This is a genomic window from Pseudomonas helleri (assembly GCF_001043025.1).
Classification (GTDB): domain Bacteria; phylum Pseudomonadota; class Gammaproteobacteria; order Pseudomonadales; family Pseudomonadaceae; genus Aquipseudomonas; species Aquipseudomonas helleri.
Window position 1 is genome coordinate 101180 of sequence record NZ_JYLD01000006.1, and the last position, 26169, is coordinate 127348.

Genomic DNA, 26169 nt, shown 5'->3' on the forward strand with positions numbered 1-26169 from the left:
ATTTAAGCGAGGAAAACCGCACACAAGGATGGTTGTTTTTCACGTCGAGTCTTGCCCAGTTGATCGCATTTGATTGCGCTTGTTAATGCAAACCAGTTGCAGTTGATCAAGAAGACGAAGAACTCGAAAAAAACCTGAATCCGATCTGAAATTATTTTGCCGAGATGATTTCCTGGCTGCCATCGTCACGGGTTTTGATCGCCACCGGCAGGATGCGCGGCAAGGCGCTGAGCAAGGCGTCGGTGTCGTTGGTCTTGAACACGCTGGTCAGACGCAACTGCCCCAGCGCTGGCGTACTGACGTGCAGCGGCGTGTCCCGATAGCGCGACACTTCGGCGGCAACCTCAGCCAGGCTGGCGTTATTGAACACCAGTTGCCCTTTGCGCCAGGCCGTCAGTGCTTCGGTATTCACTGGTTGTACGGCCGCCACCTGCCCTTGGGCATTGACCACCGTGCCCAGTCCCGCCGTCAGGTTAACCCGCGATCCGGGTTCGTTACCCTGCACCCGCACAGTGCCCGACTCCACGGCGACTTGCGCCTGGCCGTCCTCGTGGCGCACATCAAAACGGGTGCCGGTGACGGTCACCTGGCCAGGGCCTGCGAGCACTACAAAAGGCCGATCCGTGTCGTGAGCCACGTTGAACATCGCCTCGCCCTGCTTGAGCACCACCGTGCGTTGCTGGCGTTCAAAACTGACCAACAACTGGCTGCGGCTGTTTAGCTCGATGGCCGAGCCATCCGGCAAGGTCACAGTGCGGCGCTCGCCTGCCGTGGTGGCAAAGCTGCCCTGGTAATTGCCCAGAGACTGCAACTGCGTCCACACCAATGCGCCGCCCGCCATTGCCAGCACGCTGGCCGCCAGACCAAAACCCAGTACAGAACGGCGCTTGATCGGCTTGACCGGCACCTCGCAGAGGGCCTGCAGGCGCTCCTTGGGCAGCAAATCTGCTGCCGACCAGAGGTTGACCAGCCATTGGTATTCCGTTTCATGGCTCGGATGGCGGGCACGCCAGGCCTCGAATTCTGCCTGATCCCCGGCATTCAAGGCCTGCGCCTGCACACGGGCAAACCAGGTTGCGGCAGCGTCACGCACACTGGCGATGTCGTGGGTACCGTCACGCGTATCCATCATTGAGCCTCCACCCGTTCACGCAGATGTCGCAGGGTGCGGATCATATATTTTTCCACCATGTTCTTGGACAGTCCCAGGCGCTCGGCGATCTCGGCTTGAGTCAGGCCTTCGATCTTCTGCCAGACAAACACCTTCCTGCAGTTCAGCGGGAGCTCTTGCAGGGCTTTTTCAACAGACTCAGCCAACTGGATAGCACGCATGTACTGCTCCGGGTCGCCCGTCTCGGACGAACTTGGGGGAACGGCTGCCTGCTCCTTGGCGTCACGTAACTCTTCACGGCGAAAACCATCGACAGCGATATTACGCGCCATTTGATGCAAATAGGCACGCGGCTGCTCGACGGCCTCCGAAGTGGATTCGAGCACGCGTACAAAAGTGTCATGGGCCAAGTATTGCGCCTGCTGGCGATTACGCAAGCGACGCGTCCAGGTACCGATCAACTCTTCGTAATGTTCAAAAAAGCCCGCTCGGCGGGGCACTTTGTGAGTCATCGCACTGGACTGAATAGGTGGGGCGTGAATAGTAATGCTTCCTATTAATCCCAGCAATCATTGCGCTGACGGAAGGTTTCTGCATCACACCTCTGCCAACGCGCGCAAACGCCGCTCGACCTGATGGCCACGGGCAAAGCCGAACCAGCGGGCCGTGAGCACGCCGACCAGGCCCATCACCCCACAGAACAGCACGCACACCCACGGGCTCCACGGCATCAGGGCAATCAGCAACAACGGCGTGATACTGGCCCAAAGCGCGTAAGCGATGTTGTAGGTAAAAGAAATGCCCGACACGCGAATCTCAGCAGGGAACAAGCCAACCATGACTGACGGCACCACGCCAACGATCCCGCAGGTCAAACCGGCCAACGCGTAAGCCAGCCCCGGCAAGCCCCATTGCCCGACCAGGCTGGCGTAGAGCACGCCAATCCCCAGCGGCAATAGCACGCTGTACAGCACGATGCTGCGCCAGACGCCGATACGGTCGACGATCAGGCCTGCCAGCACACAGCCAATGTTCAAAAACACGATGCCCACGCTGCTCAAGGCAAAGGTGTGGCTGGAGGTCATGCCGAACTGCTGTTGCATCACGGTGGGGGTAATGACGACAAACACCACCACGGCGCTGGTCAGTACACAGGTCAGCAACGCGGCGGGCAGCAATGACGGGCGAAAATCCCGCAATACTGTGCGCAAAGGTAGCTCTACCCTGCCCTCACGGCGCTCGCGCAAGGCCAGAAACACCGGGGTTTCGCTCAGCCAGCGACGCAGCCACACACCGATCACGCCAAACACGCCGCCCAGCAAAAACGGAAAGCGCCAGGCGTAATCAAGGATTTCGGCCGGGGTAAACAGTTGCGCCAGCAAGGTCGCCGTCAGGGCGCCGATCAAATAACCGAAGGTCAGACCGGCCTGTAAAAAGCCCAAGGCATAGCCGCGACGCCCGGCAGGCGCGTGCTCGGCAACAAACACCCAGGCACTGGGCACCTCACCGCCGACTGCGGCGCCCTGGAAAATCCGCAGCGCCAGCAGCAAGAGCGGCGCGAAATAGCCAATATCTGCATACGTCGGCATGATCCCGATCAGCAGACACGGCAGGGCCATCATCAGGATGCTCAGGCTGAACACCCGTTTGCGCCCCAGATGATCGGCAAAATGCGCCATCAAGATTCCACCCAACGGGCGGGCCAGATAGCCGGTCACAAAAATCCCGAAACTTTGCAGCAAGCGCAGCCATTCCGGCATATCGGGCGGGAAAAACAGCTGGCTGAGGGTCAGGGCGAAGAACACAAAAATGATGAAATCATAGATTTCCAGCGCCCCACCCAGGGCCGCCAGCCCCAGAGTTCTATAGTCGGAGCGCGAAAAACGCGTCGTGACAGCTTGAGTATCGGCAGACATAAATACGCTCAAAGTGAACTGGACACGCCTATGCTGGCGCTTGATTCGAGGGCCGAGCATAACAAATCCCTGCGCAGCCACGCAGATACGAACGCTGCAACTCGTCTTGCTCAATGTTGTAGGAGCTGCCGAGGCACGATGGCTGCGATCTTTTAAGATCAAAAGATCGCGAGCAAGCTCGCTCCTACAACGTGGAGGGGTAGTAAAAAGACCCTATCGCGAGACAAGCTCGTACTTCGGATTCGGGATGCGCCTCAAATCCTTGGCCCGAGCCTGTCTCGCGATAGGGTCTAGATTTTTTAACCTTGCCAGCCTCCGCCCAGCGCGCCATACAGGTCGACCAGCGACAGTGAAACTTGGGCGGTGCTGTCGACCAGCGCCGCCTGGTTGGCCAGCAGTGCGTTTTGCACGGTCAGCACGTTAAGAAAGTCCACCGTGCCTTGGGTGTACTGTTGGTGAACGCTGTCCAGTGCCCGCTGGTTGTGTGCGACAGCCTGCAGCAGGCTGTCTCGGCGGCGCTGGTTGGCCTGGTACGCCACCAGCGCGTCGTCCACTTCGTGCCAGGCACGCAGCACGGTTTTCTGAAAGCCAATACCGGCTTCTTGCTGGCGGCCTTCCTGTAGTTGCAGCGCGCCTTTCAGGCGTCCACCCTCGAACAAGGGCACGCTCACCCCCGGGCCAAAGGCAAAGCTGCGCGAGCCCCAACTGCCCAGGTCCGACAGTTGCAACGCCTGAAACCCCATATTCCCGGACAAGGTAATGCGCGGGTAAAAGTCCGCCTCGGCGACGCCAATGGCGGCCGTGGCTGCATGCAGTTGGGCCTGCGCGCGGCGAATGTCCGGACGTCGTTCTGCCAGTTCGCTGGGCAAGCCGATCGGTACGGTCGCGGCATAGGACGGTACGTTGGCAGGCGTGCTCAATTGCGCCTGCAAGGCTCTCGGTTCACGCGCCAGCAACAGGCTCAGGGCGTTGATCAATTGCGCGCTGTGCTGTTGCAAGGGTGCCAGACGCGCCTGGATTTCTGCGACTTGGGCGGCCGCTTCAGAGACTTCCAGATCCGTCGCCACGCCTTCCTTGAGTTGCAACCGGGTCAGTTCCAGGCTGCGTTGGGCGATGTGCAGGTTCTGCTCGACCACCGCCAGCCCTTGCTGGGTGCTGCGCAGTTCAATGTAATCCTGGGCGGTCTGCACGATCACCAGCAGTTGCACGGCATGGCGGTCTTCTTCAGCCATTTGCACCGATGCATCTGCCACCTCCACCGAGCGCTTCACGCGGCCCCACAAATCGGCTTCCCAACTGATGCCGAGCCCGCCGTTCCACAGGTTAAACGCTTGCTTGCCCGCTTTACCCGACGGGTCGTTCAGGCCGCGCTGGCTGTTGCGACTGCGGCTGTAGCCCGCCGAACCGTCTACCGCCGGCAGCGTGTCGGCGGCGACCTGACGACGCATGGCCCGGCTTTGCTCAAGACGGCTGGCGGCCATTTGCAAGTCGAAGTTGCGCGTCTGGGCTTCACGTACCAACGCCGATAGCTGCGCGTCGCCAAAACTGTCCCACCAACGCATGTCCACCGGCGACTCAACCGTCCCGCTGTGCCCAGATTGGCTTGGCGTGTTCGCCCAATGCGCGGCCAACGGTGTCTCGGGCGTCCTGAAATCAGGGCCCATCACACAACCGCCAAGGCTCAGCAGGCTGTAACAGGTGACGGCGCAGGTCATTATTTTGCTGTTCATCGTGCGCTGACCTGCTGCCCGGAGGTGCTTGCGGTGTCGACAGATGCATCCACCGACATACCCAGACGCAGTTGCTGGATCAACGGCTGGTCTGAGTCCAAGGTGATTTTGACCGGAATGCGCTGAACCACCTTGGTGAAGTTGCCGGTGGCGTTATCCGGCGCGATGGCCGAGAACGTCACCCCCGTGGCCGGGGCAATACTGTCGACGGTGCCGTGCAGTTGCTCGCCGGGGAAGGTATCAACCGTGACCATCACCCGCTGCCCCGGGCTCATGTGCGTCAGTTGATGCTCAAGAAAGTTCGCCACCACGTAGGCCTTGGCCACCGGCACCACGGCGAGCAAGGTGTCGCCAGATTTGACGTAAGCACCTTTGCGCACGCTGCGGCGCCCGACCACGCCGTCAAACGGCGCCACCAACTGGGTGTACGACAACTCCAGTTCTGCCCGTGCCTGCAACGCTTGTGCATGCTGCACTGAGGCCTCAGCGGCAGTGTGTTGCGCGGCCAGCACTCTTGTTTGCTGGCGGGCGGCTTCCAGTGCCGCGCGGTGTTGCGCCAATTGTGCTCGGGCTGTCTGTGAACGGTTCTTCGCCTGCTGCGAGTTTTGCAGAGTGCCTGCACCCTGCCCGGCCAAGTGCTCATAGCGTTGTAATTCGTGCTCGGCGAACTCCACCTGGGCGAGGTCGGCATCGACCGTGGCCTTGGCCTCTTCGATCAGCGAACGCTGGCGCTCAAGCATCGCCTGAGCATTCATCTGCTGGGCCTGGGCTGTAGCCACCATGGCCTGGGCGGCCATCACGCTGGCTTGGTAATCCTGCGCATCGATGCGCGCCAGCAACTGCCCGGCTTTGACCGGCTGGTTATCTTCCACCAGCACTTCATCAATAAACCCCGCGACTTTCGGCGCGATCAAGGTGAAGTCGGCACTCACATAAGCATCATTGGTACTTTGCTCCGGGCCGTTGGCAAACACCACGCGCCACAACCCGTACAGCACCGCCAGCGCCATTACCCCTGCACCCGCCATCAGCAAAGGCTTGCGCCCGTTTGTTGTACTCATTTAACTGCTCCCGCCACTGTGCCCGGCGGATAAATCCGCGTCGGGCCAAAAGGAATAATGACAACCAATAAAATCGCGACACCGGCCATGCACAGGTACAAATCCGACGAGGTCAGCACCATCGCCTGCTGGTGCACCCGGTGCGCCAGATCGACACCAGCAGACACCAGCGGCGAGTTGCCCAGGCGATCGACCAGGCTCATCGAGTGGAAGTGCTCACGATTGATTGTCAGCACTTGCAACACGCTGCCCGCCGCCACCGCCGAGAAGCCTTTAACCGTGTTGAACCAGGCCGAAGCGAATGGTCCGTCAGCCGGATTGAGGCCACCCGTGGCCAGCATCAGCAAAGGGATCACCGCCATCGGCTGAGCGATGATTTGAATCGCCTGCAAGGCGTAAAAGTTCTCGCGGCTCCACACCGAGGTCACCTGCGAACCCAGTGCACAGGCCAACGCCAGCAAGCCCAGACCGATGGCCAGTACCCAGCGGCAATCAACCCGGCGCAGGTTGCACAGGGCGACCACCAGCGGCAGCGCAATCAATTGCGGCAAGGCCACCATCAGCATCACCGGCGCGGTTTCCAGCGGGCGATAGCCCTGAATCTCCGCCAGGTAGCTGGACGGGATCTTGATCACCGCCAACAGCACAAACAACACCCCGGCCAGGGTCAGCAAAGCGCTGGAGAGGTTGCGGTTCTTCAGTAACTGCAATTTGAAGAACGGCAGCGGGTGCGACCATTCATTGATGAAAAACAGCACCAGCAAAGCCAGCCCGCCGACGATAAAGATCCGGATCATTTCGGACTCGAACCAGTTCAGCCGCTGGCCAAGCTCAAGGCCCAGCACCAGCATGATCAAACCGGGCAAGCCGAGCATCAGCCCGCGCCAGTCAAACTGCTTGAAACGCTCCAGGCGCAGCGGGTCTTGTGGCAAACCCCAGGCCACACAAGCCATGGCCAGCAGGCTGAGGGGAATGACTTGCCAGAACGCCCACTGCCAACCGGCGTATTCCACCCACCAGGCCGACAACGGCGTACCAAAGCTGGGGCCAAAGGTGGCGGTCAGCGCATAACTGCCCAGCCCGTACAAGCGGATGTTCGGCGGCAAAAAACGCAACGCCACCGACATCAACATGGGCGGCAACGCGCCCCCGGCAAACCCTTGCAAGGTCCGCAGCAACATCAACACAGAAACGTTGGGGGCGAAGGGGCACAAGATGCCCAGCAGCAAAAACGCGCCGATCGCACACAAGGTGAAGCGGCGCAGCGAGAACGTCGCCGCACACCACGGCGCGAAGGCCATGGCACTGATCGACGTGGCCGAATACACCGCCAGCAACCAGGTGCTTTCGTCATAACCGATGCCCATGGCGCCGCGTATGTCCGGCATCGCCACTTTGGTCACGTTCTCGTTAAAACCCGAGACCAACACCGCTAGCAGTACCCCCACCAACCCGGTAAAAATCCGCAGGCCAAACGCGGCACTGGCCGGTGGCGCTGCAACGGGCGGCGCGACGCTGACCGAGCCTGCGGCCAGCGAGGTCACCGCCAGGCTCCCGGCGCCCAATCACGCCCACACTTAAAACGCCAATACATGGCTAACTCCGTCTTCTAACTAGATGACAAAAAGTTTAACCAAGCGGCAATGCTATAAAAATTGATAAATAGCTAACTGTGGAGTGCGCCAGACGCAATCCACAATCAGACAGTAGCGTTATCGCAGAAGGTTTTGAGGGTGCGACGCAACCAGCGATGGGCGTGGTCATTGTCCAGACGCGGATGCCAGGCCTGGCTGATTTCGACAGGCTGCAGGGTGATGGGCAACTCAAACTGGCGCAGCTTCAAGCCCATGGGTTCAAGGGTTTTAACTAGCATCTTCGGCATGAGCGGCAAAATCAGGTCGGAAGCTGCGAGGGCAAAGATCGCGGAATAAAAAGTCGGCGTGGTAAAGGACACGCGCCGTTCAAGGCCCATCTCGGCCAGCATCGAATCGATCGGCCCACGAGGAACACCTCGGCGGGACACGCTGATGTGGTCAAACTGGACAAAGCGTTGCACGGTGAGCGGCTGGTCAAAAATGGGGTGACCTTCGCGGGCCAGCCCCACAAACGGACAGGTAAACAGGCGCTGGACCTTGATGTCCGCAGAAAATTTGTTCGTGGCGCAGATGGTCAAATCGATGCGCCCCTCGTTCAGCGCCTGATCGTCGGTAAATCCTTCGGGCACAACCCGCAAGGTCGCCTTGGGCATTTCCTGGGCCATGCGCTGGCGCAACGCTTCGCCGTACACACCGAAAAACACATCGTTGGAGCGAATGCTGAACGTGCGCTCCAGCGTGCGCAAATCGCTGTCCTGGCTTTGGGTGAACACCCCGTGCGCCAGCTCCACCACGCCGCGTACCTGCTCGCGCAACTCCAGCGCTCTGGGGGTTGGCACCAGCCCGCGCCCGGAACGCACCAGAATCGGGTCATTTAACACTTCGCGGATACGCGTCAGGGTGCGGCTCATGGCCGGAGCACTGAGGTTCATGCGTCGGGCAGCGCCCGCCACAGAGCCCTCTTCGAGCAAGATATTGAGGGCAACCAGCAGATTCAAGTCAGGTATTTGCATGGCCGCAAGGTTAGCGTTTAAGGCCCGCAGAGGCCAGATGCATCAAACAGCATCGCCCATTAGAGAAGGCAAACGGCGCACCATTATTGCGCAGAAGGTAAAACTGTATCCCAGCTCCTTAGCTAGCTAACTAAACCCCGGACAGGTAAATTGCCCGCCGTCAGGTTGATGCCTGACGCTCTCTTTGGTTGAGAATCTTGGCCATTACCGGATCCCCATGAGGGTAATGGCCCTTTTTTCTCGCTGCTTGACGCCCTCGTCTTGTCTGTGACGACACAGCTGTAGGAGCGAGCTTGCCTCGCGATCTCTTGACCTTGATCTGGCCAACAGCTGCTGCGTACCCATCATCAGGTCTATGATGCTCACTCGTTTAACCCACTGACAGGAACCCTGGCATGAATCTCAATCTGCGTGGAAAACTTGTGGTCATTACCGGCGGCAGCAAGGGCATCGGCCTGGCCTGCGCTCGCGCATTCGGCCAGGAACAGGCTCGTGTGGTGATCGTGTCGCGAACCCTTGAGAACATCGAAGCTGCGCTCAAAACCCTGGAGCAGGACGGGATCAAGGCAAGCGGTTTTGCCGCCCACCTGTCGGTCTACGAAAATGCAGTGCAGGTGATCGCCGATATCGAAGCGCAGCATGGCCCTGTCGACATCCTGATCAACAGCGCCGGAGCGGCCAAACGCTATGACCCGCAAGACCTCGACGGCCAGGCGCTGCGCGCGGGCATGGAGGACAAATACTATCCGGTGATCAATAGCCAGCAAGCCGTACTGGTGGGCATGCGCGCCCGCGGTCAGGGCGTAATCGTCAATATCATCGGTTCGGGCGGCAAGGTGCCGACCAGCACTCACCTGTCCGGCGGGGCCGCCAACGCCGCATTAATGCTGGCCACCGTCGGCGCCGCCGAACACTACGCGGCGCAGGGCATCCGGATCAATGCGATCAACCCCGGCTATACCCTCACCGGCCGGGTCGAACAATCGGTGGCCGTGGAAGCCAAGCGCTTGAATATTTCCCCCGAAGAAGCGTTGGCGCGTGGCGTGGCCAGCGTGCCGCTGGGGCGTTACGGGAAACCTGAGGAAGTGGCCGACGCGGCGCTGTTTCTCGCCAGCGACCGGGCCAGTTACATCGTCGGCGCGATCCTGCCGGTGAACGGCGGGCGCAATCCGGTTATCTGAACCTCTGCACCAAACGCAATGCGGCCTGCTGGCAGGCCGCATTCATTCGCCGCGGTTACTTGGTTTTGGCGACCCATGAATTGAAGCGCTGTTCCAGTTCTTCGCCATGGTTGACCCAGAACTCGTTATTGATCGGCATGGCCTGGGACAGGTTATCCGGCGCGGTATTGAGCCGTGCTGCCAGGGCCGGGTCCAACAATGCTGCGGTGTTCAGGTTGACCGAGCCGTAGCCCAACTCTTTGGTATGGATCTTCTGGTTTTCCGGCTTGAGGGTGAAGGCAATAAAGTCTTCAGCCACGTCCTTGTTTTTGCTGCCAGTCGGGATCGCCCACGAGTCGATGGCGTAGATGCTGCCATTCCAGACCACCTTGAGGTTGGCCCCGGATTGTTGAGCGGCGAATACCCGGCCATTAAAGGCAGTGGTCATGACCACGTCACCGCTGGCCAGAAACTGCATCGGTTGCGCACCGGCTTCCCACCACTGGATATCGGACTTGATCTCATCGAGCTTGCGGAATGCGCGATCGACGCCTTCCTTGGTCGACAGCTGTTTATAGATGTCGGCGTACGGTACGCCGTCGGCCATCAACGCTACTTCAAGCGAGTACTTGGCGCCTTTGCGCAGGCTGCGCTTGCCAGGAAATTTGCGGGTGTCCCAAAAATCGGCCCAGCCGGTCGGCGCGCTGCTGACTTTGTCACCGTTGTAGGCCATGGCCATCGACCACACCAGCACACCGGCGCCGCACTCTGACAGCGTGCCGGGCACGTAGTCCGCCGGGTTGCCCAGCTTGCTCTGATCGAGGGGTTCAAACAGGCCTTCTTCGCAACCGCGAATCAGCTCCGGCGCTTCGACCTGCACGACGTCCCAGTTAACGCTCTTGGTGTCGACCATGGCCTTGATCCGGCCCATCTCGCCGTTGTACTCACCCGCGATCACTTTGTTGCCACTGGCGTTGGCGAAGGGTTTGTAGAACGCGTCGGTCTGCACGTCCTTGCTGGCACCACCAAACGAAATCACGGTAATTTCGTTAGCCATCGCATTGGCCGAAATAGCCGCGATAAGCAAGGCTCCGATTGCTGTCTTTTTCATATCTACCTCTAGGATTAATTGTTATGGCAGAGTTGAATCACGCTTGGCAGCGCTCACTGAGCGAGCGCCCAGCTTCGCACATCTGGCTCTGGGGCCAGTCGAGTGTTGAGTCAGGCCGGTGACGACCTGACCGCTGCTGTCCCTCAGCTTTGGTAATCTCCTTGATCTTTGGAAATCAAACGCAGCACAGACGACCAGGCCAGTTGATGCAGGTTGTGCTCGATCTCGTCATCGGACTGTTGAGCGGTCAGCTCACACACGGCCTCGGAGGGGAACCGCAACGTCGCCCCGCCCGCCTGCGCTTGAACCTGGGCCTGACACGCGCGCTCCAGGAAGTAAATCTGATTGAACGCCTCGGCAATCGAGCGGCCGGTGGCGAGCAAACCGTGGTTACGCAAAATCATCACCATGTGCGGGCCGAGGTCGCGCACCAGGCGTTGGCGCTCATCCGGGTTTAGAGCAATACCCTCGTAATCGTGGTAACCCAGACGCCGGTAGAACTTCAGCGCGTGCTGGCTGATCGGCAACAAGCCGTCTTCTTGCGCGGACACCGCGATGCCCGCCGAGGTGTGGGTATGCACGATGCAACTGATGTCATGGCGCGCAGCATGAATCGCTGAATGGATGTTGAAACCCGCACGGTTGATGCTGTCAGGGCCGTGATGGGCATCGACGGTATTGCCGTCGTAGTCGATCTTGACCAGATCGGACGCGCGCATTTCATGGAACAAAACCCCGTAGCGGTTGATCAGAAAGTGCCCTTCCTCACCCGGCACCCGAGCCGAAATGTGCGTGTCGATCAGATCGGTCATTCGAAAATGTGCCACCAGCCGGTACAGTGCTGCCAGGTCGCAACGGGTTTTCCACTCGTCATCGGAAATCAGGCTGCGGTCGAATTGAAAAGGCGTGTCGTGCATCGCGGGTCCTTGTTCGATTGAGGTGGCAATGGCATAAGCTTGCCCCCGCACGCCACCGGCGACCATGCACAGAAATCCTGCTGCCGGCGCATTACTGTTATGGTCTTTTTACCGGTACACACACCGCAGCCCTTCGAGCCTGGACGGATGTTTATGATGTTTTTGGATCCCGACTCCGAGGAGTCACTGGTCAACCAGATCGTTTCGGGGATCAGCCTGGCGATCAAAGAACACCGGCTGAAATCCGGCAGCAAACTGCCTTCGATCCGCAAATTCGCGCAGACCCACAAGGTTAGCCACTTTACTGCTGTCGAAGCCTACGACCGCCTGGTGGCGCTCGGTCACCTGACGCCGGTGCGCAACGCCGGTTTCTATGTGCGCAGCAGCCCCGGCAACCCGCGCCCCGACCCTGTACCGGAGCCCCACGAGGAAGACACTGAGTTCGACTTTGACGCGCACTTGCTGCTGCAAAAAGTCTTCCAGCCCATGGGCATGGAATTACGCCCGGGCATTGGCCTGCTGCCCGAGCAGTGGACAGACCACGACGGCCTGCAACGCGGGCTGCGCACTTTGGCCCGCAACGAGCCCGGCAGTTTTTCCGGTTACGGGCAGGCCAAAGGTTCACCGCGGCTGCGCGCTAAACTTGCCGAAAAATTGGCAGACACGCGAATCGCCGCCCACCCTGAGCAAATCATGCTGACCAGCGGCGGCAGCCATGCGCTGGACCTGGTCACACGTTATCTGGTGCAGCGCGGTGACAGTGTGCTGGTCGACGAACCGGGCTATCACAACCTGTTCCTCAACTTGCGTTTGCAAGGGGCCAAACTGCTGGGTGTGCCGCGCACCCTCGATGGCTTCGACCTTGAGGTGCTTGAAGCGCTGATTATCCAGCATCGGCCCAAGGTGTTTTTCACCAACACTCGCCTGCACTGCCCGACCGGCACCAGCCTGTCGCTGGCGGTGGCACACCGGGTGCTGCAACTGGCTGAAAAGTACGACTTCCTGATTGTCGAAAATGACATTTACGCCGACCTCGACACCACCGGCCAGCAAGCGCTGGCGGGCATGGATCAGCTGTCGCGGGTGATCTACATCGGCAGTTTTTCGAAAACCATTGCCCCGGCATTGCGGGTCGGGTTTGTAGCGGCGCACCAGGAACTGATCGACGAATTGGTGCCGCTCAAGCTGGTCAGCGGCCTTACCACCTCGGAGCTGACCGAGGAGCTGGCCCTGACGGTGTTGCTTCAGGGCCGCCACCGCAAACACGTCAAACAGTTACAGAGCAATCTCGCCGACGCCCACGAAACCGTCGCGCGGTTACTGGAAGGCGTGGGCATGGAGCTGTTCGTCAAACCCCATGCCGGGATGTTTCTGTGGGCCCGTCATCCCTTGATCGAAGACTCCACCGCACTGGCAACCAAAGCCCGCGACGAAAAAATCCTGCTGGCCCCCGGTCAGTTATTCATGCCCAACGCGCAGATCGTTCCGTGGATGCGATTCAATGTGGCGCATTCCCTGGATGAGCGCATTTACCGGCTGTTGGAGCGGGAGATAGAGCGCCTCTAAGATCAAAAGATCGCGAGGCAAGCTCGCTCCTACAGATTGTGGCGCACGCAAAACCTGTATAAACATCCCAACAAAAGATCGCAGCCTGCGGCCCCTCCTTCAAACACAAAATAAGTGATTGATTCTAAAGGCTCTGTAGGAGCGAGCTTGTCTCGCGATCTTTTGATCTTGATCTAAGAGCCCCCTCACCCTAGCCCTCTCCCGAAGGAGAGGGAACCGATTGGGGGATGCTGAAGATATTCGGTGGCCTGTTTGCTGCGCGACAGCGCGGCGTCGTAGACGGGGCGGTAACTCCTACAAGGTATTCGGGGTTTTTTGTCCTACAAAAAACGTTCTGACGATTGTGTGAATTGTCTATCGACTCTAGAGTCTGGGTTGCCCTGCTGGCGTTTACGTAAACGTTATGTTCTGCACGGCCTAAAAAGGATGCCTGGCCACGCCCGTGTTCAGGCGCGCTATAACAAAAAGGGCTTCTCATGACTCATTCATCTTCGCCTCACCCCGAGCGCATTGATCAGCATCTGGATTCGGCTTATCGCAGAACGGCATGGCGTGTCATGCCGCTGCTGATGGTGTGTTTTCTGGTCGCGTACCTGGACCGGGTCAACGTCGGCTTTGCCAAGTTGCAGATGCTCGATGACCTTAAATTCAGTGAAGCGGTGTACGGCCTGGGCGCCGGGATTTTCTTCATCGGTTACCTGATGTTTGAAGTCCCGAGCAACATCGCCCTGCACCGTTACGGCGCGCGCCGCTGGATCGCACGGATCATGGTCACCTGGGGGTTGCTCTCGGCGGCAATGATGTTTGTGCAAACACCGTGGAGCTTTTACACCCTGCGTTTTTTGATCGGTGTGGCTGAAGCCGGGTTCTTCCCGGGGATTATTTTTTACCTCACCACCTGGTTCCCAGGCCATCGCCGGGGCGTAATGGTGGCGTTGTTTATCTCGGCCTTGCCGATTTCCAACATGCTGGGCTCACTGATTTCCGGTTTCATCATGCAGTACATGCATGGCGTGGCAGGTTACGCAGGCTGGCAGTGGCTGTTTGTGATCGAAGGCTTGCCGGCGGTGGCGCTGGGCATGGCGGTGTTTTATCTGTTGCATGACCGCATCGCCGATGCCAAGTGGCTGACGGCCGAGGAAAAACAAGGCATGCAGGCCGCCATCGAGCGCGACAACCAAGGCAAGCAAGGACACTCGATACGCGAAGGGTTGCTCAACCCGAAAATATGGCTGCTGGGCGGCGTGTATTTTTGCCTGGTCATGGGCCAGTACATCATCAGCTTCTGGATGCCGACCATTATCCGCAACAGCGGCATCGAGCAACCGTGGGTGATCGGCATGCTTTCGGCGATTCCGTTCACCGCAGCGGCGGTGGTCATGGTGCTGGTGGGGCGCAGCTCAGACCGCCATCGTGAGTACCGCTGGCACCTGGCAATTTGCGCCACCCTGGGCGCCGCCGGGGTGCTGTTTGGCACACTGTTCGGCGGCAATCTGCTGCTCGGCATGATCGGCTTGACCATTGGCACGGCGGCCATGGTCAGCAGCCTGCCGGTGTTCTGGAGCATGCCCACCGCAGTGGTCGGCGGGGCTGCCGCAGCGGCAGGTATCGCGCTGATCAACTCCATGGGCAACGTCGCAGGCTTCTTTGCCACCATCGTGGTCGGCTGGATCACCCAAGTCACCGGCAGCACCCAAGCCTCGATGTACATGATGGCGGCGGTGCTGGTGCTGGGCGGCGTATTGGGCCTCTGTGTGCCCAAGGTCAAGGCCGATATCAGCGGGCTGGCCCAGGCCAACCCGCTGCCTCAGCAACCCTGACCGCTCAGGCAGGCCCGGCGGTCAGCACATGGCTGCCGGGCCATTGATCCTGCAGGCACATGTCGCTGACCACCTGACGTATCAGGTCGGCCACGGCCTGCCGCGCCGGGGTCGATGGCATGCGCGTCGACACGCACAACCCTACACGCCGATTCAACCCGGGGCAGTCTATGCGCCGCGCAATCAACCGCCCCTCGTCGACTTCGCGGCGAGCCAGATTGAGCGGCATTATTGTCGGCCCGATCCCCGCCTCCACCGCACTTTTAAGAATGTGTACCGAGTTGACCTCAAGGGCCACCGACTCAACGAACGCACCCTGTTTGGCCAGCGCAGCCTCAACCAGCGCCCGCGTGCAATGCCCGTGGGCCAGCCCCGGCCACACCAGCGGGCGCGCCAGTGCCTGCTCAAGCGTGAGGGCGCCGGTGCCCGGAGGCTGTGGATCGGTCGCCGCGCTGAGCCAGTAAAAGTCCTCTTGCAGCAGCGGGCTGAAGGCGATTTCGGCAGGCAAGCCGACATCGGTAAACAACGCCAGGTCAATGCGCCCGTACAGCAGTTGCTCAAACAGATTGCCGGTCAGTTCTTCATTGAGGTTCAGGCTGATATGCGGATAACGCGCCGCCACCGCACGCAGCAATGGCAAAGCCAGCGGGCTGGCGACGCTCTGCGGCAAGGCCACCACCACCGAACCGCTGAGGGTTTGCGCCGAGTCGAGGACCGCCACGCGGGCGTCCTGCAGATGCTTGAGAATGCCTTGGGCGTACTCGTAGAAGACTTTGCCCGGATCCGTCGCGCTGACGCCGTTGCGGCTGCGGTGCAACAACTGCACCCCGAGTTCTTTTTCGAGTTCCAGGACCTGTTTACTCAGGGCCGATTGGGCCACAAAGACTTCGCGGGCAGCCCCCGAGAGGCTGCCGCAGTCGATAATCGCCACAAAATATTTGAGCTGTCGAATTTCCATGCTGGCGATTCTACAGCCCTTGAGGCGCCCAGGCGTCAGCCAAAAATCTTGCCGGGGTTCATCAAGCCTTTGGGGTCTAGTGCGTGCTTGATTGAACGCATGACATCCACCGCATTCTGGCCATGCTCGACCGCCATGTAGTCCCGCTTGGTCAAGCCAATGCCGTGCTCACCGGTGCAACTGCCTTCGTAGGCAATGGCCCGCTCAGCCAGGCGGTGCGCCACCGCTTCGGCGCGGGCCACTTCATCGGCATTGTCGGGGTCGACGAGGATCAAGGCGTGGAAGTTGCCATCGCCCACATGGCCAAAAATCGGCGCCAGCAGGCCATTTTCTTCAAGGTCTGCGGCGGTCGCTTCAATGCACTCGGCCAGGCGCGAAATCGGCACCACCGAGTCGGTGGTCAAGGATCGGCAGCCGGGACGCAACGCCACCGAAGCAAAGTAGGCATCGTGCCGCGCTTGCCACAGCCGGGTGCGGTCTTCAGGGTTGACCGCCCATTCAAAGTCCTGGCCGCCGTGTTCATCAGCCACCAGGCGCACGGTTTCAATCTGCTCTTTAACCCCGGACTCCGAGCCATGCAATTCAAAAAACAAGGACGGCGCTTCACGCAGTGAGGTCTTGCTGTAAGCGTTGATCGCCCGCACGGTCAGCGCATCGATGAGCTCGATGCGGGCAATCGGCACGCCCAACTGAATGGTCTGGATCACCGCCTGCACGGCTTGATCCACTGAAGGGAAGGTGCAAATGGCCGCCGACACGGCTTCAGGCAAGGGGTGCAATTTAACCGTCAACTCGGCGAAGGTCGCCAACGTACCGCCCGAACCCACCAGCAAGTGCGTCAGGTCATACCCGGCCGAAGACTTGCGGGCCCGGCCGCCGGTCTGGATCACTCGACCGTCCGCCAGTACTGCGGTCATGCCCAGCACGTTCTCGCGCATGGTGCCGTAACGCACAGCGTTGGTGCCCGACGCCCGGGTCGAGGCCATGCCGCCCAACGACGCATCGGCCCCCGGATCAATTGGAAAAAACAAACCGGTGCCGTGCAAAGCGGCGTTCAATTGTTTGCGCGTTACACCCGGCTGCACCGTCACGTCCATGTCGTCCGGGCGGATCTGGATAATCTGGTTCATGCCCGACACATCGATGCACACCCCGCCCTGCACCGCCTGCAGCCAACCCTCAAGTGAGGTGCCGCTGCCGTAAGGAATCATCGGCACATCGTGGGCATGGCACAGGCTCGAGACGCTGATGATCTCCTCAAGGCTCTCGACAAACGCAACCGCATCCGGCGGGACCGGGCCCAACGACGAAATATCGCTGCCGTGGTGCTCGCGCACACTGGCCGACGTCGACAGCCGCGTGCCCAAAAGTTGCCCCAGTGCGAGCAATAAAGACTCGGGCAAGGGCTTGCGGTTCAGCAGCGTTGGAATTGCGTTCATCAGGCCATCCTCGATTATTTTTTTGGCACCACGCGAGCATCTTAAACGCAGCAGGCGCCCTCCTCGCCATTCCAAATACAGAGGGTACTATCTGCTTAAAGCATGGCACATGGTCAATCGCGCCAGCCTGAACTACGGTGGCTGCCCGATCCTTCGCCGTCGTGGGGCTCTCTATGCAATTGGGTAAAGCAACGTACTGGCGGGACGGTATACATGCCGCGCTCTATCGAGAACACGTAGCTGCTCATCGACGTTGAGCGCAAAAAAAACTAAAGACAATTCCTACTTATTAAGTAGGAATTAACCTACTTAAAACTAAGATTCTTTACCGTCTCGTGATTTTTTATAACAACGCGAATTCACGATGAACGCTCTGAAAAAGTCACGAGAAAATAACTAACTGATTGTTTTAAATCAAAAAAAATAAAAAACAAAAACACTCCCTGCCAACACGCTCTGGCAACCCCTGTGCCCAAATAATTGCTCGTGCGCTCACCCCTCAAAAAATATGGTCTAGGCTCAGATCGCCCCCACCGCAATGGATTTGAACGGTCGAGCCGATGAAACACACCTGCATCGGGTATTACGTGCCTACGGCCCGTCAATCGGGGTGGGTAGCCCCTGTAAAACCCTCATTTATTGTCACCACGCCTGAACGGCTCAGCCCGTTACCGGCCTTTTTGTGTGGGCGCAGGTTCATGCCCTGCCCTACACGCCGAACACTCATTTTTACCGCACTGTAGACAGGAGGGCTTATGCAACTCACCCCCAGAGAGATCGACAAACTCATGGTTTACACCCTCTCGGACGTGGCGCTGCGCCGCAAGGCGCGTGGCTTGAAGCTGAACTACCCGGAGGCCGTTTCAATTATCACCGTCACGGCCCTGGAAGGCGCCCGGGACGGCAAGTCGGTTGAAGACGTCATGACAGAAGCCAGCAAAGTGCTGACCAAAGACGATGTGATGGAAGGCGTCAGCGAGCTGATTCCGAACGTTCAGGTTGAGGCGATTTTTACTGACGGCAGCCGTCTGGTGACCGTTCACGACCCGATCAAATAACGGCCTGGCTTGATCGCTCAACGCACACAGCCCTGTTTTGAGGAGCCCGTCATGACCCGCAAAAAAACTGCCGCACCCGCCAGCCCGCACCAGGACACGCATCCTGAGCACAGCATCCCCAACGCCAAAGACCCCGGTGGCGTGCCCAAAAGCCAGGAGGACGATGTACCACTGGGCGGCATTGTCTACGCCAGCACACCGATCACCTTCAACGAAGACCGCCCGGTGACCCAGATCAAAGTGCGCAACACCGGCGACCGCCCGATTCAGATCGGCTCGCATTACCACTTTTTTGAAGTGAACCGCGCACTGGAATTCGACCGGGCTGCCGCCTTTGGCAAACGTCTGAACATCACTTCGACCACGGCGATCCGTTTTGAGTCGGGCGATGAAATTGAAGTGTCGCTGATCCCTTACGGTGGCAAACAGACTGTGTACGGCTTCAACAATCTGGTCGACGGCTGGGCGCCAGACAACACCATCGCCCTGCATGAGCGCGCGGAAAAACTGCAAGCCATACAACTTGCCACCGAGCTGGGTTTCAAGTTTTCCAAGACCGATCCGTAGCCCGCACAGCCCCTCATGCACTCACTTTTTTTGCACCTGCGCAGTGACGCCTTCAGCGCCAGCGCGGCATTAGCAAGGAGCCACCGATGCCCACCATTTCACGCAAAGAATACGCAGGCCTGTTTGGCCCCACCACCGGCGATAAAATCCGCCTGGGCGATACCAACCTGTTCGTCGAAATCGAAAAGGACCTGCGCGGTTACGGCGAAGAATCGGTCTACGGAGGGGGTTAATCCCTGCGCGACGGCATGGGTCACAACAACCATCTGACCCGCGACAACGGCGTGCTGGACCTGGTGATCACCAACGTCACCATCATTGACCCGATTCAGGGCGTGATCAAAGCCGACGTCGGTATTCGTGACGGCAAGATTTGCGGCATCGGCAAAAGCGGCAACCCGGACGTGATGTCCGGCATCAGTACAGACATGGTGGTCGGCGTCAGCACCGATGCCATCTCGGGCGAGCACTTGATCCTGACCGCCGCCGGGATCGATACCCATATTCACCTGATCTCGCCGCAACAGGCTTATCACGGCCTGTCCAATGGCATCACCACCTTTTTCGGCGGTGGCATTGGTCCCACGGATGGCACCAACGGCACCACCGTGACCCCCGGCCCGTGGAACATCCGCAAGATGCTGCGGGCCATTGAAGGCCTGCCGATCAACGTCGGTTTGCTGGGCAAAGGCAACTCTTATGCCCACGCCCCGTTGGCCGAACAAATCATTGCCGGGGTCGCTGGCCTCAAGGTCCACGAAGACTGGGGCGCCACCTCCAATGCCCTGCGTCACTCGCTGCGCATTGCCGATGAAATGGACGTGCAGGTCTCGGTTCACACCGACAGCCTGAACGAAGGCGGCTACGTCGAAGACACCATTGATGCCTTTGAAGGCCGCACCATTCACACCTTCCATACCGAAGGTGCGGGTGGCGGCCACGCCCCGGACATTATCCGCGTGGCCAGCCAGCTCAACGTACTGCCGAGTTCGACCAACCCGACCCTGCCCTATGGCGTCAACAGCCAGGCAGAGCTGTTCGACATGATCATGGTGTGCCACAACCTCAACCCCAACGTGCCCGCTGACGTGTCGTTTGCAGAAAGCCGGGTGCGCCCGGAAACCATCGCCGCCGAAAACGTGCTGCAGGACATGGGCGTGATCTCGATGTTTTCCAGCGACTCCCAGGCCATGGGCCGCGTCGGTGAGAACTGGCTGCGAGTGATGCAAACCGCCCACGCGATGAAAGCCTCTCGCGGCAAACTGCCGGAAGACAGCCCGGATAACGACAACTTCCGGGTGCTGCGCTACGTCGCGAAAATCACCATCAACCCAGCCATTGCCCAAGGTGTGAGCCATGTTCTGGGCTCGGTCGAAGTCGGCAAAATGGCCGATCTGGTGCTCTGGGACCCACGGTTCTTTGGGGCCAAGCCAAAAATGGTGATCAAGGGCGGGATGATCAACTGGGCCGCCATGGGCGACCCCAACGCCTCTCTGCCCACGCCGCAACCGGTGTACTACCGCCCCATGTTCGGCGCCTTCGGCAAAACCCTGCAGGACACCTGCGTGACCTTTGTGTCGCAAGCCGCGCTGGAGGACGGGGTCAAGGAAAAAGCCGGGCTGGACCGCCAGGTCATGGCCATACGCAACTGCCGCACCATCTCCAAAAAAGACCTGGTGCGTAACGACCAAACGCCAAAAATCGAAGTGAATCCGGAAACCTTCGAGGTCAAGGTCGACGGCGTGCACGCCACGTGCAAACCCATCGACGTGGCCGCCATGAACCAGCGCTACTTCTTCGGCTAAGCCACCATCTGACTGTAGGAGCGAGCTTGCCTCGCGATCTTTTAAACGATCAAAAGATCGCGAGGCAAGCTCGCTCCTACAGGGTTCAATAAGGAGTTTTTGACGTGATTTTGATTGAACACATTCTGGGCAATGCCAAGAAAGACCCGGCCTGGAAGCAAAAACTGCAAGGCGCCAACATTGATGTGCTGGTCCTCGATCAGCGTGAAGCGCAAAAAAGCCGCTGCCGCCGCACCAGCGTCGGCGGGCTTGACCTCGGGATCTCGCTGGATCGCAACGTGGTGCTGGCTGACGGCGACGTACTGATGTGGGATGAGCCCACCCGGCATGCCGTGGTGGTGCAACTCAACCTGCGCGACGTGATGGTCATTGACTTGAGAGAACTCAAGCAGCAACCCTTGGACGTACTGATCAAGACCAGCTTCGAACTCGGGCATGCCCTGGGCAACCAGCACTGGAAAGCGGTGACCAAAAACAACGAGGTGTACATCCCGCTCACGGTGGAAACCAAGATGATGGATTCAGTGATGCGCACCCACGGCTTTGAGCACCTGCCCTACGCCTTTATCAGCGGTGCCGCCGTGCTGCCCAACCTCACCCCTTCTGAAGCGCGCCTGCTGTTTGGTGGCGCCGAAGAAACCGCCACCCACGTTCATGTGGCCAGCCCCCAGGACAAACTGGAAGCCGCCGCCCTGCAGATCAAAGGCCAATACCTGCATGACCCGCACAGCCATAGCCATGACAACGGCCTGACGTTTCACAGCCATGACTCTAAGCACTAAACCCGGCATAAGGCGCTTTGGATGAACGCATCAGACCTGATTCGCATCATGCAGTTTGGCGACTCGGTATTGCCCGTCGGCGCATTTTCGTTCTCGAACGGCGTGGAGTCGGCGATTCAGACCGGCATCGTGCACGATGTCGACAGCCTCAAGGGGTTTGTCCTCACCGCCCTCAAACAGGCCGCCAGTTGTGACGGCATGGGCGTGGTCGCGGCGCACCGGGCCGCCGTGGCCGATGACCGTGACGCGATCCTGCGCGCCGACTGGGCGGTGAACAACCGCAAGCTCAATGAAGAAAGCCGGTTAATGGCCACCCGCATGGGCAAAAAACTCGCCGAAATGTCGATCCATGTGGTGGAAAAACCACTGGTGCGCTGGTGGCTCGAACACATCAAAGCCGGTCATGCCGCTGGCACCTACCCCGTCACCCAGGCCGTGGTCATGTCGACCCAGGGCATCGGTGCCCGAGAAGTGGTGGTGATGCACCAGTACGGTGTGGCCATGACCATCCTCAGCGCGGCCATGCGCCTGATGCGGGTCACCCACCTCGACACCCAGCGCATTTTGTTTGAACTGAACCATGACATCGAAACCTTCTGCGACATCGCAGAAATCGGCGACATCGAGCAAATGTCGTCGTATGTCCCCATCGTCGACGTGCTGGCGGCGGTCCACGTCAAAGCCCATGTGCGTTTGTTCATGAACTGAATCCGTTGCACTTTCCAAGGAAGAGCCTGTGAAAAAGATTACCCGTATTGGTATTGGCGGCCCGGTCGGCTCCGGCAAAACCGCCGTCATTGAAGTGATCACCCCGATCCTGATTCAGCGTGGGTACAAGCCGCTGATCATCACCAACGATATCGTTACCACCGAAGACGCCAAACAGGTCAAGCGCACGCTCAAGGGCATCCTCGACGAAGACAAGATCCTCGGCGTTGAAACCGGCGCTTGCCCGCACACGGCGGTACGCGAAGACCCGAGCATGAACATCGCCGCGGTCGAAGAGATGGAAGAGAAGTTCCCGGACAGCGACCTGATCATGATCGAGAGTGGCGGCGACAATCTGACCCTGACCTTCAGCCCCGCCCTGGCCGACTTTTATATCTACGTGATCGACGTCGCCGAAGGCGAGAAAATCCCCCGCAAAAACGGCCCCGGCCTGGTCCAGGCGGACATTCTGATCATCAACAAGATCGACCTGGCGCCTTACGTCGGCGCGAGCCTGGAGGTCATGGAAAGCGACACCCAAGTGGTGCGCAGTGGCCGCCCTTACATCCTCACCAACTGCAAAACCGGGCATGGCATCGAAGCGCTGGTGGACATGATCGAACACATGTTCCTGTTCGCCCACAAACCCTCTTCCCCGGCGACCCAGGCTGAGGTTACGGCATGACCGCGCAGAGCCAGATCGTGAACAACCCTTCACGGCTTCGTGCTCATTCACTCGGCAACGACGCCCCGGAACTCGCGCAGTACCAGGACGAACCCGCGCAGATGCACAGCGGCGCCGTCGGCAAAAGCGGCTACCTGCGCCTGGGTTTTGAACAACGCGGCAAGCGCAGCGTACTGGCAGACATGGAGCGGCGCGTGCCGTCATTGGTGCAACGGGCCTTGTACTGGGACGAAGCACTGCCGCAACTGCCCTGTGTGACCATGATCTCGACCTCGGGTTGCGTGCTCCAGGGCGACCGTCTGGCCACGGATGTGAACGTGGGCGTGGGCGCCTGCGGGCATGTCACCACCCAGTCGGCGACCAAAGTGCACTCCATGAACGCCAACTACGCCACGCAGGTTCAGCACCTGCGAATCGAAGAAAACGGCTACCTGGAGTTTATGCCCGACCCGCTGATCCCTCATCGCGATGCGCGGTTTATCACTGACACGCGCATCAGTATCCACCCGACGGCAACGGCCCTTTACTGCGAGACCCTGATGTCGGGGCGCAAGTATCACCATGTCGATGAGCGTTTCGGCTTTGATGTGTATTCCTCCCGGGTGTCCGCCGAAACCCTCGAGGGCAAGGAGCTGTTTGTCGAGAAATACGTGCTGGAGCCGAAAAAGCAAAGCCTGGACGCCGTCGGCGTCATGCAAACCTTTGACGTGTTCGCCAACGTGGTGTTGCTCACGCCCCAGGAACATCACGACCGCATTGTCGAGCGCATCCCGGCCGTATTTGACAGGCAGGCGGGACTGGCCAGCGGTGTCACACGTTTGCCCAATCAGTGCGGCTTAATCTTCAAAGTACTGGGCAATGACAGCGGCACCGTGAAAGCGCAAATCCGCGCGTTCTGGGCCGTCGCCCGTGAAGAGATCTTGGGCGTGACCTTGCCACCGCCCTTTTTGTGGAAATAAACGCCGCTGACGGGAGCAGGTGAACACGGCTCCCAGCGGGGTTCGATGGAGACAGTCACTATGCACGCGGCGTTATCCAAGTGGTCGCAACTGGCAAACAGCAACGCACTGCTGGGGTTTATTGACGTCACCCTGCGCGGCTGCGCGCAGGTGATGTTCCAGAACAACCCGCTGACCGGCTTGCTGTTTTTTGCCGCGATATTTGTCGGAGCCTTTGCCGAAGGCAATCCGGCGGTCGCATTTGGCAGCGTGCTGGGCACCGTCGCAGCCACGTTTACCGGCATGCACCTCAAGGACCAGACGTCATGGAAAGCCGGTCTGTTCGGCTACAACGGCTGCCTGGTGGGTGTTGGCTTGCCGACGTTTCTGGAGGTCACGCCCATCGTCTGGCTGTGCATCATCCTCGGCGGCGTGGTCTCGGTGATCGTCACCATCTGCATTGCCGACATTCTGAAAACCTGGAAAGTCGCGGCCCTGACGGCGCCCTTCGTTCTGGTGACCTGGACCATGCTGTTGGCCAGCTATGCCTTTGGCGGCCTGAACAGCCACGCACTGCCCCTGCCCAACCTGCCCCACGATCTGGTCGCGCATACACCAGACCTGCTCGACGGCATCGACGTGTTCCATGCCACGTTCTACGGCATCTCCGAAGTGTTTTTGATGAGCACCGTGGTCGGCAGTTTATTATTTTTGGCCGGTCTGGCAGTGTCTTCGTTGTGGGCAGCGCTGTTTGGGCTGGTGGGTTCATTACTGGCGGTGCTGGTGGCAAGCCTGTTGCAGGGCGAGCAGTCGGCCATCAACAACGGCTTGTATGCGTTCAGTGCCGTACTGACCGCCATCGCGCTGGGCTCAACCTTCAACAAGCCGCGCTTGCGGGTACTGATCTACACGCTGATCGGTGTAATTTTCACTGTATTTGTGCAGGGTGCTTTGAATACTGTGTTGGCCCCTGTGGGCATCCCGACCCTGACCATGCCTTTTGTGCTCGCGTCGTGGTTATTTCTGGTGCCGAACAAGGACGTTATGCCCTCTCATCGTCAATAAGTGCAGTGTTTTGAGGAACAACAATGACCCCTGTCGCTCACCCTTCCAGCCTTTCTGACACCAGCGCTACCACTAGGCGGGCCATTTATTTACTGGTAGGCCTGGTGGTCGCCAACCTGCTCGCGTGGGCCTGGGCGTTTATCGAGTTCGGCAGCAACCCGGTACTGATGGGCACCGCGTTGCTGGCCTACGGCTTCGGGTTGCGCCATGCGGTGGATGCTGACCACATCGCGGCCATTGATAACGTCACGCGCAAATTGATGCAGCAAGGCAAGCGACCGATTGCCGTCGGTACGTGGTTCTCCCTCGGACACTCAACCATTGTGGTCCTCGCCTCTTTTGCCATCGCCGCCACCGCCATGGCCTTCAAGGACGACATGGAGTGGTTCCATGAAACCGGCGGTTTGATCGGCACCCTGGTGTCCTCGGTGTTCCTGCTGCTGTTCGGCGTGCTTAACCTGGTGATCCTGCTGTCGGTGTACAAAAAGTTCAAACAGGTCAAGGCGGGCCACACCTTGCCCGCCGAAGAACTGGACCTATTGGTGGCCAACAAGGGCGGGCTGATGGCGCGCATCTTTGGCCGCCTGTTTAACCTGGTCAATAAAAGCTGGCACATGTACCCGGTGGGGTTTCTGTTCGGCCTTGGCTTTGACACCGCCACCGAAGTCGGGCTGCTGGGTATCAGCGCCACCAGCGCCTCACAAGGCATCAACCTGTGGTCAATCATGGTGTTCCCGGTGCTGTTTGCCGCCGGTATGGCGCTGATCGACTCGCTCGATAACTTCGTGATGATCGGCGCCTATGGCTGGGCCTTCTCCAAGCCCGTGCGCAAGCTCTACTACAACATCACCATCACCGCCGCGTCGGTGTTTGTCGCGTTGTTTATCGGCGGCGTCGAAGCGCTGGGCCTGATCGCTGACAAGCTGGACCTGAGCGGCGGAATATGGGCGCCGATTGCGGCGCTTAACGACAACTTTGGAGAAATTGGCTACTGGATCATCGCCCTGTTCGTGCTCTGCTGGCTGATCTCGGGGCTCAACTACTACTTGCGAGGCTATGACCGACTGGGTGCCAGCGTCTAAGGGCACTTGTTAAACTGCGCGAAGCCAGAAAGGTCAGGTGTATTAACCTGACCTACACTCTTGAAACCGCTAAATAGACACG

The 26169-nt window shown here is 59.4% G+C and carries 21 protein-coding genes and 2 pseudogenes; 12 read left to right on the top strand and 11 right to left on the bottom strand.

Annotated features, from left to right (window positions below):
• Window positions 1-151: 151 nt before the first annotated feature.
• The 7 genes from TU84_RS11415 to TU84_RS11445 form a co-directional block, all read right to left on the bottom strand.
• Window positions 152-1129: a FecR family protein gene (locus TU84_RS11415; RefSeq protein WP_048369188.1), complete on the bottom strand. Its 978-nt coding sequence runs from the start codon at window positions 1127-1129 to the stop codon at window positions 152-154.
• Window positions 1129-1623, bottom strand: a complete 495-nt coding sequence (locus tag TU84_RS11420) for a sigma-70 family RNA polymerase sigma factor (RefSeq protein ID WP_048369189.1) — start codon at window positions 1621-1623, stop codon at window positions 1129-1131. Before TU84_RS11420 ends, TU84_RS11415 begins: the two co-directional genes overlap by 1 nt.
• A gap of 84 nt (window positions 1624-1707) precedes the next feature.
• Complete coding sequence (locus TU84_RS11425; RefSeq protein WP_048369190.1) at window positions 1708-3027, bottom strand: MFS transporter; 1320 nt, start codon at window positions 3025-3027, stop codon at window positions 1708-1710.
• A 299-nt stretch (window positions 3028-3326) separates the two neighbouring features.
• Window positions 3327-4757 (bottom strand): efflux transporter outer membrane subunit, encoded by a 1431-nt coding sequence (locus TU84_RS11430; protein WP_048369191.1) that lies wholly within the window; start codon window positions 4755-4757, stop codon window positions 3327-3329.
• The gene (locus TU84_RS11435; protein ID WP_048369192.1) at window positions 4754-5818 is read right to left on the bottom strand and encodes an HlyD family secretion protein; all 1065 of its coding nucleotides are present in this window, start codon (window positions 5816-5818) and stop codon (window positions 4754-4756) included. The genes TU84_RS11430 and TU84_RS11435 overlap by 4 nt, the downstream gene beginning before the upstream one ends.
• On the bottom strand, window positions 5815-7362 hold the full coding sequence (locus TU84_RS11440; protein WP_048369193.1) for an MFS transporter: 1548 nt from the start codon (window positions 7360-7362) through the stop codon (window positions 5815-5817). Before TU84_RS11440 ends, TU84_RS11435 begins: the two co-directional genes overlap by 4 nt.
• 155 nt (window positions 7363-7517) lie before the next feature.
• Window positions 7518-8426, bottom strand: a complete 909-nt coding sequence (locus tag TU84_RS11445) for a LysR family transcriptional regulator (protein ID WP_048369194.1) — start codon at window positions 8424-8426, stop codon at window positions 7518-7520.
• A 395-nt stretch (window positions 8427-8821) separates the two neighbouring features.
• Between TU84_RS11445 and TU84_RS11450 the strand changes: the two genes are divergently transcribed.
• The gene (locus TU84_RS11450) at window positions 8822-9607 is read left to right on the top strand and encodes an SDR family NAD(P)-dependent oxidoreductase (RefSeq protein ID WP_048369195.1); all 786 of its coding nucleotides are present in this window, start codon (window positions 8822-8824) and stop codon (window positions 9605-9607) included.
• Window positions 9608-9662: 55 nt separating this feature from the next.
• Here TU84_RS11450 and TU84_RS11455 read toward each other — a convergent pair whose 3' ends face one another.
• Together TU84_RS11455 and TU84_RS11460 are read right to left on the bottom strand one after the other, a co-directional pair.
• On the bottom strand, window positions 9663-10697 hold the full coding sequence (locus tag TU84_RS11455; RefSeq protein WP_048369196.1) for an ABC transporter substrate-binding protein: 1035 nt from the start codon (window positions 10695-10697) through the stop codon (window positions 9663-9665).
• 143 nt (window positions 10698-10840) lie between these two features.
• Complete coding sequence (locus tag TU84_RS11460) at window positions 10841-11614, bottom strand: class II aldolase/adducin family protein (protein WP_048369385.1); 774 nt, start codon at window positions 11612-11614, stop codon at window positions 10841-10843.
• A 153-nt stretch (window positions 11615-11767) separates the two neighbouring features.
• Here TU84_RS11460 and TU84_RS11465 point away from each other — a divergent pair, with 153 nt between their 5' ends.
• Together TU84_RS11465 and TU84_RS11470 are read left to right on the top strand one after the other, a co-directional pair.
• Window positions 11768-13180, top strand: a complete 1413-nt coding sequence (locus TU84_RS11465; RefSeq protein WP_048369197.1) for an aminotransferase-like domain-containing protein — start codon at window positions 11768-11770, stop codon at window positions 13178-13180.
• A gap of 476 nt (window positions 13181-13656) precedes the next feature.
• A complete protein-coding gene (locus TU84_RS11470) occupies window positions 13657-15000 on the top strand; it encodes an MFS transporter (protein WP_048369198.1) in 1344 nt (447 codons plus the stop codon).
• A gap of 4 nt (window positions 15001-15004) precedes the next feature.
• Here TU84_RS11470 and TU84_RS11475 read toward each other — a convergent pair whose 3' ends face one another.
• Together TU84_RS11475 and TU84_RS11480 are read right to left on the bottom strand one after the other, a co-directional pair.
• Complete coding sequence (locus TU84_RS11475; RefSeq protein WP_048369199.1) at window positions 15005-15958, bottom strand: LysR substrate-binding domain-containing protein; 954 nt, start codon at window positions 15956-15958, stop codon at window positions 15005-15007.
• Window positions 15959-15993: 35 nt separating this feature from the next.
• The gene (locus TU84_RS11480) at window positions 15994-17397 is read right to left on the bottom strand and encodes an FAD-binding oxidoreductase (RefSeq protein WP_048369201.1); all 1404 of its coding nucleotides are present in this window, start codon (window positions 17395-17397) and stop codon (window positions 15994-15996) included.
• 755 nt (window positions 17398-18152) lie between these two features.
• Here TU84_RS11480 and TU84_RS11485 point away from each other — a divergent pair.
• From TU84_RS11485 to TU84_RS11525, 9 genes and pseudogenes are all read left to right on the top strand, one after another.
• A complete protein-coding gene (locus TU84_RS11485; RefSeq protein ID WP_048369202.1) occupies window positions 18153-18455 on the top strand; it encodes an urease subunit gamma in 303 nt (100 codons plus the stop codon).
• A 51-nt stretch (window positions 18456-18506) separates the two neighbouring features.
• A pseudogene (locus tag TU84_RS26750) lies at window positions 18507-18917 on the top strand (urease subunit beta); the annotation flags it as partial.
• A 191-nt stretch (window positions 18918-19108) separates the two neighbouring features.
• A pseudogene (locus tag TU84_RS11495) lies at window positions 19109-20827 on the top strand (urease subunit alpha).
• 104 nt (window positions 20828-20931) lie between these two features.
• The gene (gene ureE, locus TU84_RS11500) at window positions 20932-21609 is read left to right on the top strand and encodes an urease accessory protein UreE (RefSeq protein ID WP_048369203.1); all 678 of its coding nucleotides are present in this window, start codon (window positions 20932-20934) and stop codon (window positions 21607-21609) included.
• Window positions 21610-21630: 21 nt separating this feature from the next.
• A complete protein-coding gene (locus tag TU84_RS11505; protein WP_048369204.1) occupies window positions 21631-22317 on the top strand; it encodes an urease accessory protein UreF in 687 nt (228 codons plus the stop codon).
• 28 nt (window positions 22318-22345) lie between these two features.
• On the top strand, window positions 22346-23002 hold the full coding sequence (gene ureG / locus TU84_RS11510; RefSeq protein ID WP_048369205.1) for an urease accessory protein UreG: 657 nt from the start codon (window positions 22346-22348) through the stop codon (window positions 23000-23002).
• Window positions 22999-23961 carry an urease accessory protein UreD gene (locus TU84_RS11515; protein WP_048369206.1) on the top strand — a complete coding sequence of 321 codons (963 nt, stop codon included), beginning with the start codon at window positions 22999-23001 and terminating at the stop codon, window positions 23959-23961. The genes ureG and TU84_RS11515 overlap by 4 nt, the downstream gene beginning before the upstream one ends.
• Before the next feature lie 60 nt (window positions 23962-24021).
• A complete protein-coding gene (yut, locus tag TU84_RS11520; protein ID WP_088500380.1) occupies window positions 24022-25005 on the top strand; it encodes an urea transporter in 984 nt (327 codons plus the stop codon).
• A 23-nt stretch (window positions 25006-25028) separates the two neighbouring features.
• Complete coding sequence (locus tag TU84_RS11525; protein ID WP_048369208.1) at window positions 25029-26087, top strand: HoxN/HupN/NixA family nickel/cobalt transporter; 1059 nt, start codon at window positions 25029-25031, stop codon at window positions 26085-26087.
• Window positions 26088-26169: the final 82 nt, after the last annotated feature.

Excerpts from the sequence above, each read along its gene's own strand:
- TU84_RS11415 (WP_048369188.1), bottom strand. The coding sequence starts at position 1,129 with ATGGATACGCGTGACGGTACCCACGACATCGCCAGTGTGCGTGACGCT.
- TU84_RS11420 (WP_048369189.1), bottom strand. The coding sequence starts at position 1,623 with ATGACTCACAAAGTGCCCCGCCGAGCGGGCTTTTTTGAACATTACGAA.
- TU84_RS11425 (WP_048369190.1), bottom strand. The coding sequence starts at position 3,027 with ATGTCTGCCGATACTCAAGCTGTCACGACGCGTTTTTCGCGCTCCGAC.
- TU84_RS11430 (WP_048369191.1), bottom strand. The coding sequence starts at position 4,757 with ATGAACAGCAAAATAATGACCTGCGCCGTCACCTGTTACAGCCTGCTG.
- TU84_RS11435 (WP_048369192.1), bottom strand. The coding sequence starts at position 5,818 with ATGAGTACAACAAACGGGCGCAAGCCTTTGCTGATGGCGGGTGCAGGG.
- TU84_RS11445 (WP_048369194.1), bottom strand. The coding sequence starts at position 8,426 with ATGCAAATACCTGACTTGAATCTGCTGGTTGCCCTCAATATCTTGCTC.
- TU84_RS11450 (WP_048369195.1), top strand. The coding sequence starts at position 8,822 with ATGAATCTCAATCTGCGTGGAAAACTTGTGGTCATTACCGGCGGCAGC.
- TU84_RS11455 (WP_048369196.1), bottom strand. The coding sequence starts at position 10,697 with ATGAAAAAGACAGCAATCGGAGCCTTGCTTATCGCGGCTATTTCGGCC.
- TU84_RS11460 (WP_048369385.1), bottom strand. The coding sequence starts at position 11,614 with ATGCACGACACGCCTTTTCAATTCGACCGCAGCCTGATTTCCGATGAC.
- TU84_RS11465 (WP_048369197.1), top strand. The coding sequence starts at position 11,768 with ATGATGTTTTTGGATCCCGACTCCGAGGAGTCACTGGTCAACCAGATC.
- TU84_RS11470 (WP_048369198.1), top strand. The coding sequence starts at position 13,657 with ATGACTCATTCATCTTCGCCTCACCCCGAGCGCATTGATCAGCATCTG.
- TU84_RS11475 (WP_048369199.1), bottom strand. The coding sequence starts at position 15,958 with ATGGAAATTCGACAGCTCAAATATTTTGTGGCGATTATCGACTGCGGC.
- TU84_RS11480 (WP_048369201.1), bottom strand. The coding sequence starts at position 17,397 with ATGAACGCAATTCCAACGCTGCTGAACCGCAAGCCCTTGCCCGAGTCT.
- TU84_RS11485 (WP_048369202.1), top strand. The coding sequence starts at position 18,153 with ATGCAACTCACCCCCAGAGAGATCGACAAACTCATGGTTTACACCCTC.
- TU84_RS11505 (WP_048369204.1), top strand. The coding sequence starts at position 21,631 with ATGAACGCATCAGACCTGATTCGCATCATGCAGTTTGGCGACTCGGTA.
- TU84_RS11515 (WP_048369206.1), top strand. The coding sequence starts at position 22,999 with ATGACCGCGCAGAGCCAGATCGTGAACAACCCTTCACGGCTTCGTGCT.
- yut (WP_088500380.1), top strand. The coding sequence starts at position 24,022 with ATGCACGCGGCGTTATCCAAGTGGTCGCAACTGGCAAACAGCAACGCA.
- TU84_RS11525 (WP_048369208.1), top strand. The coding sequence starts at position 25,029 with ATGACCCCTGTCGCTCACCCTTCCAGCCTTTCTGACACCAGCGCTACC.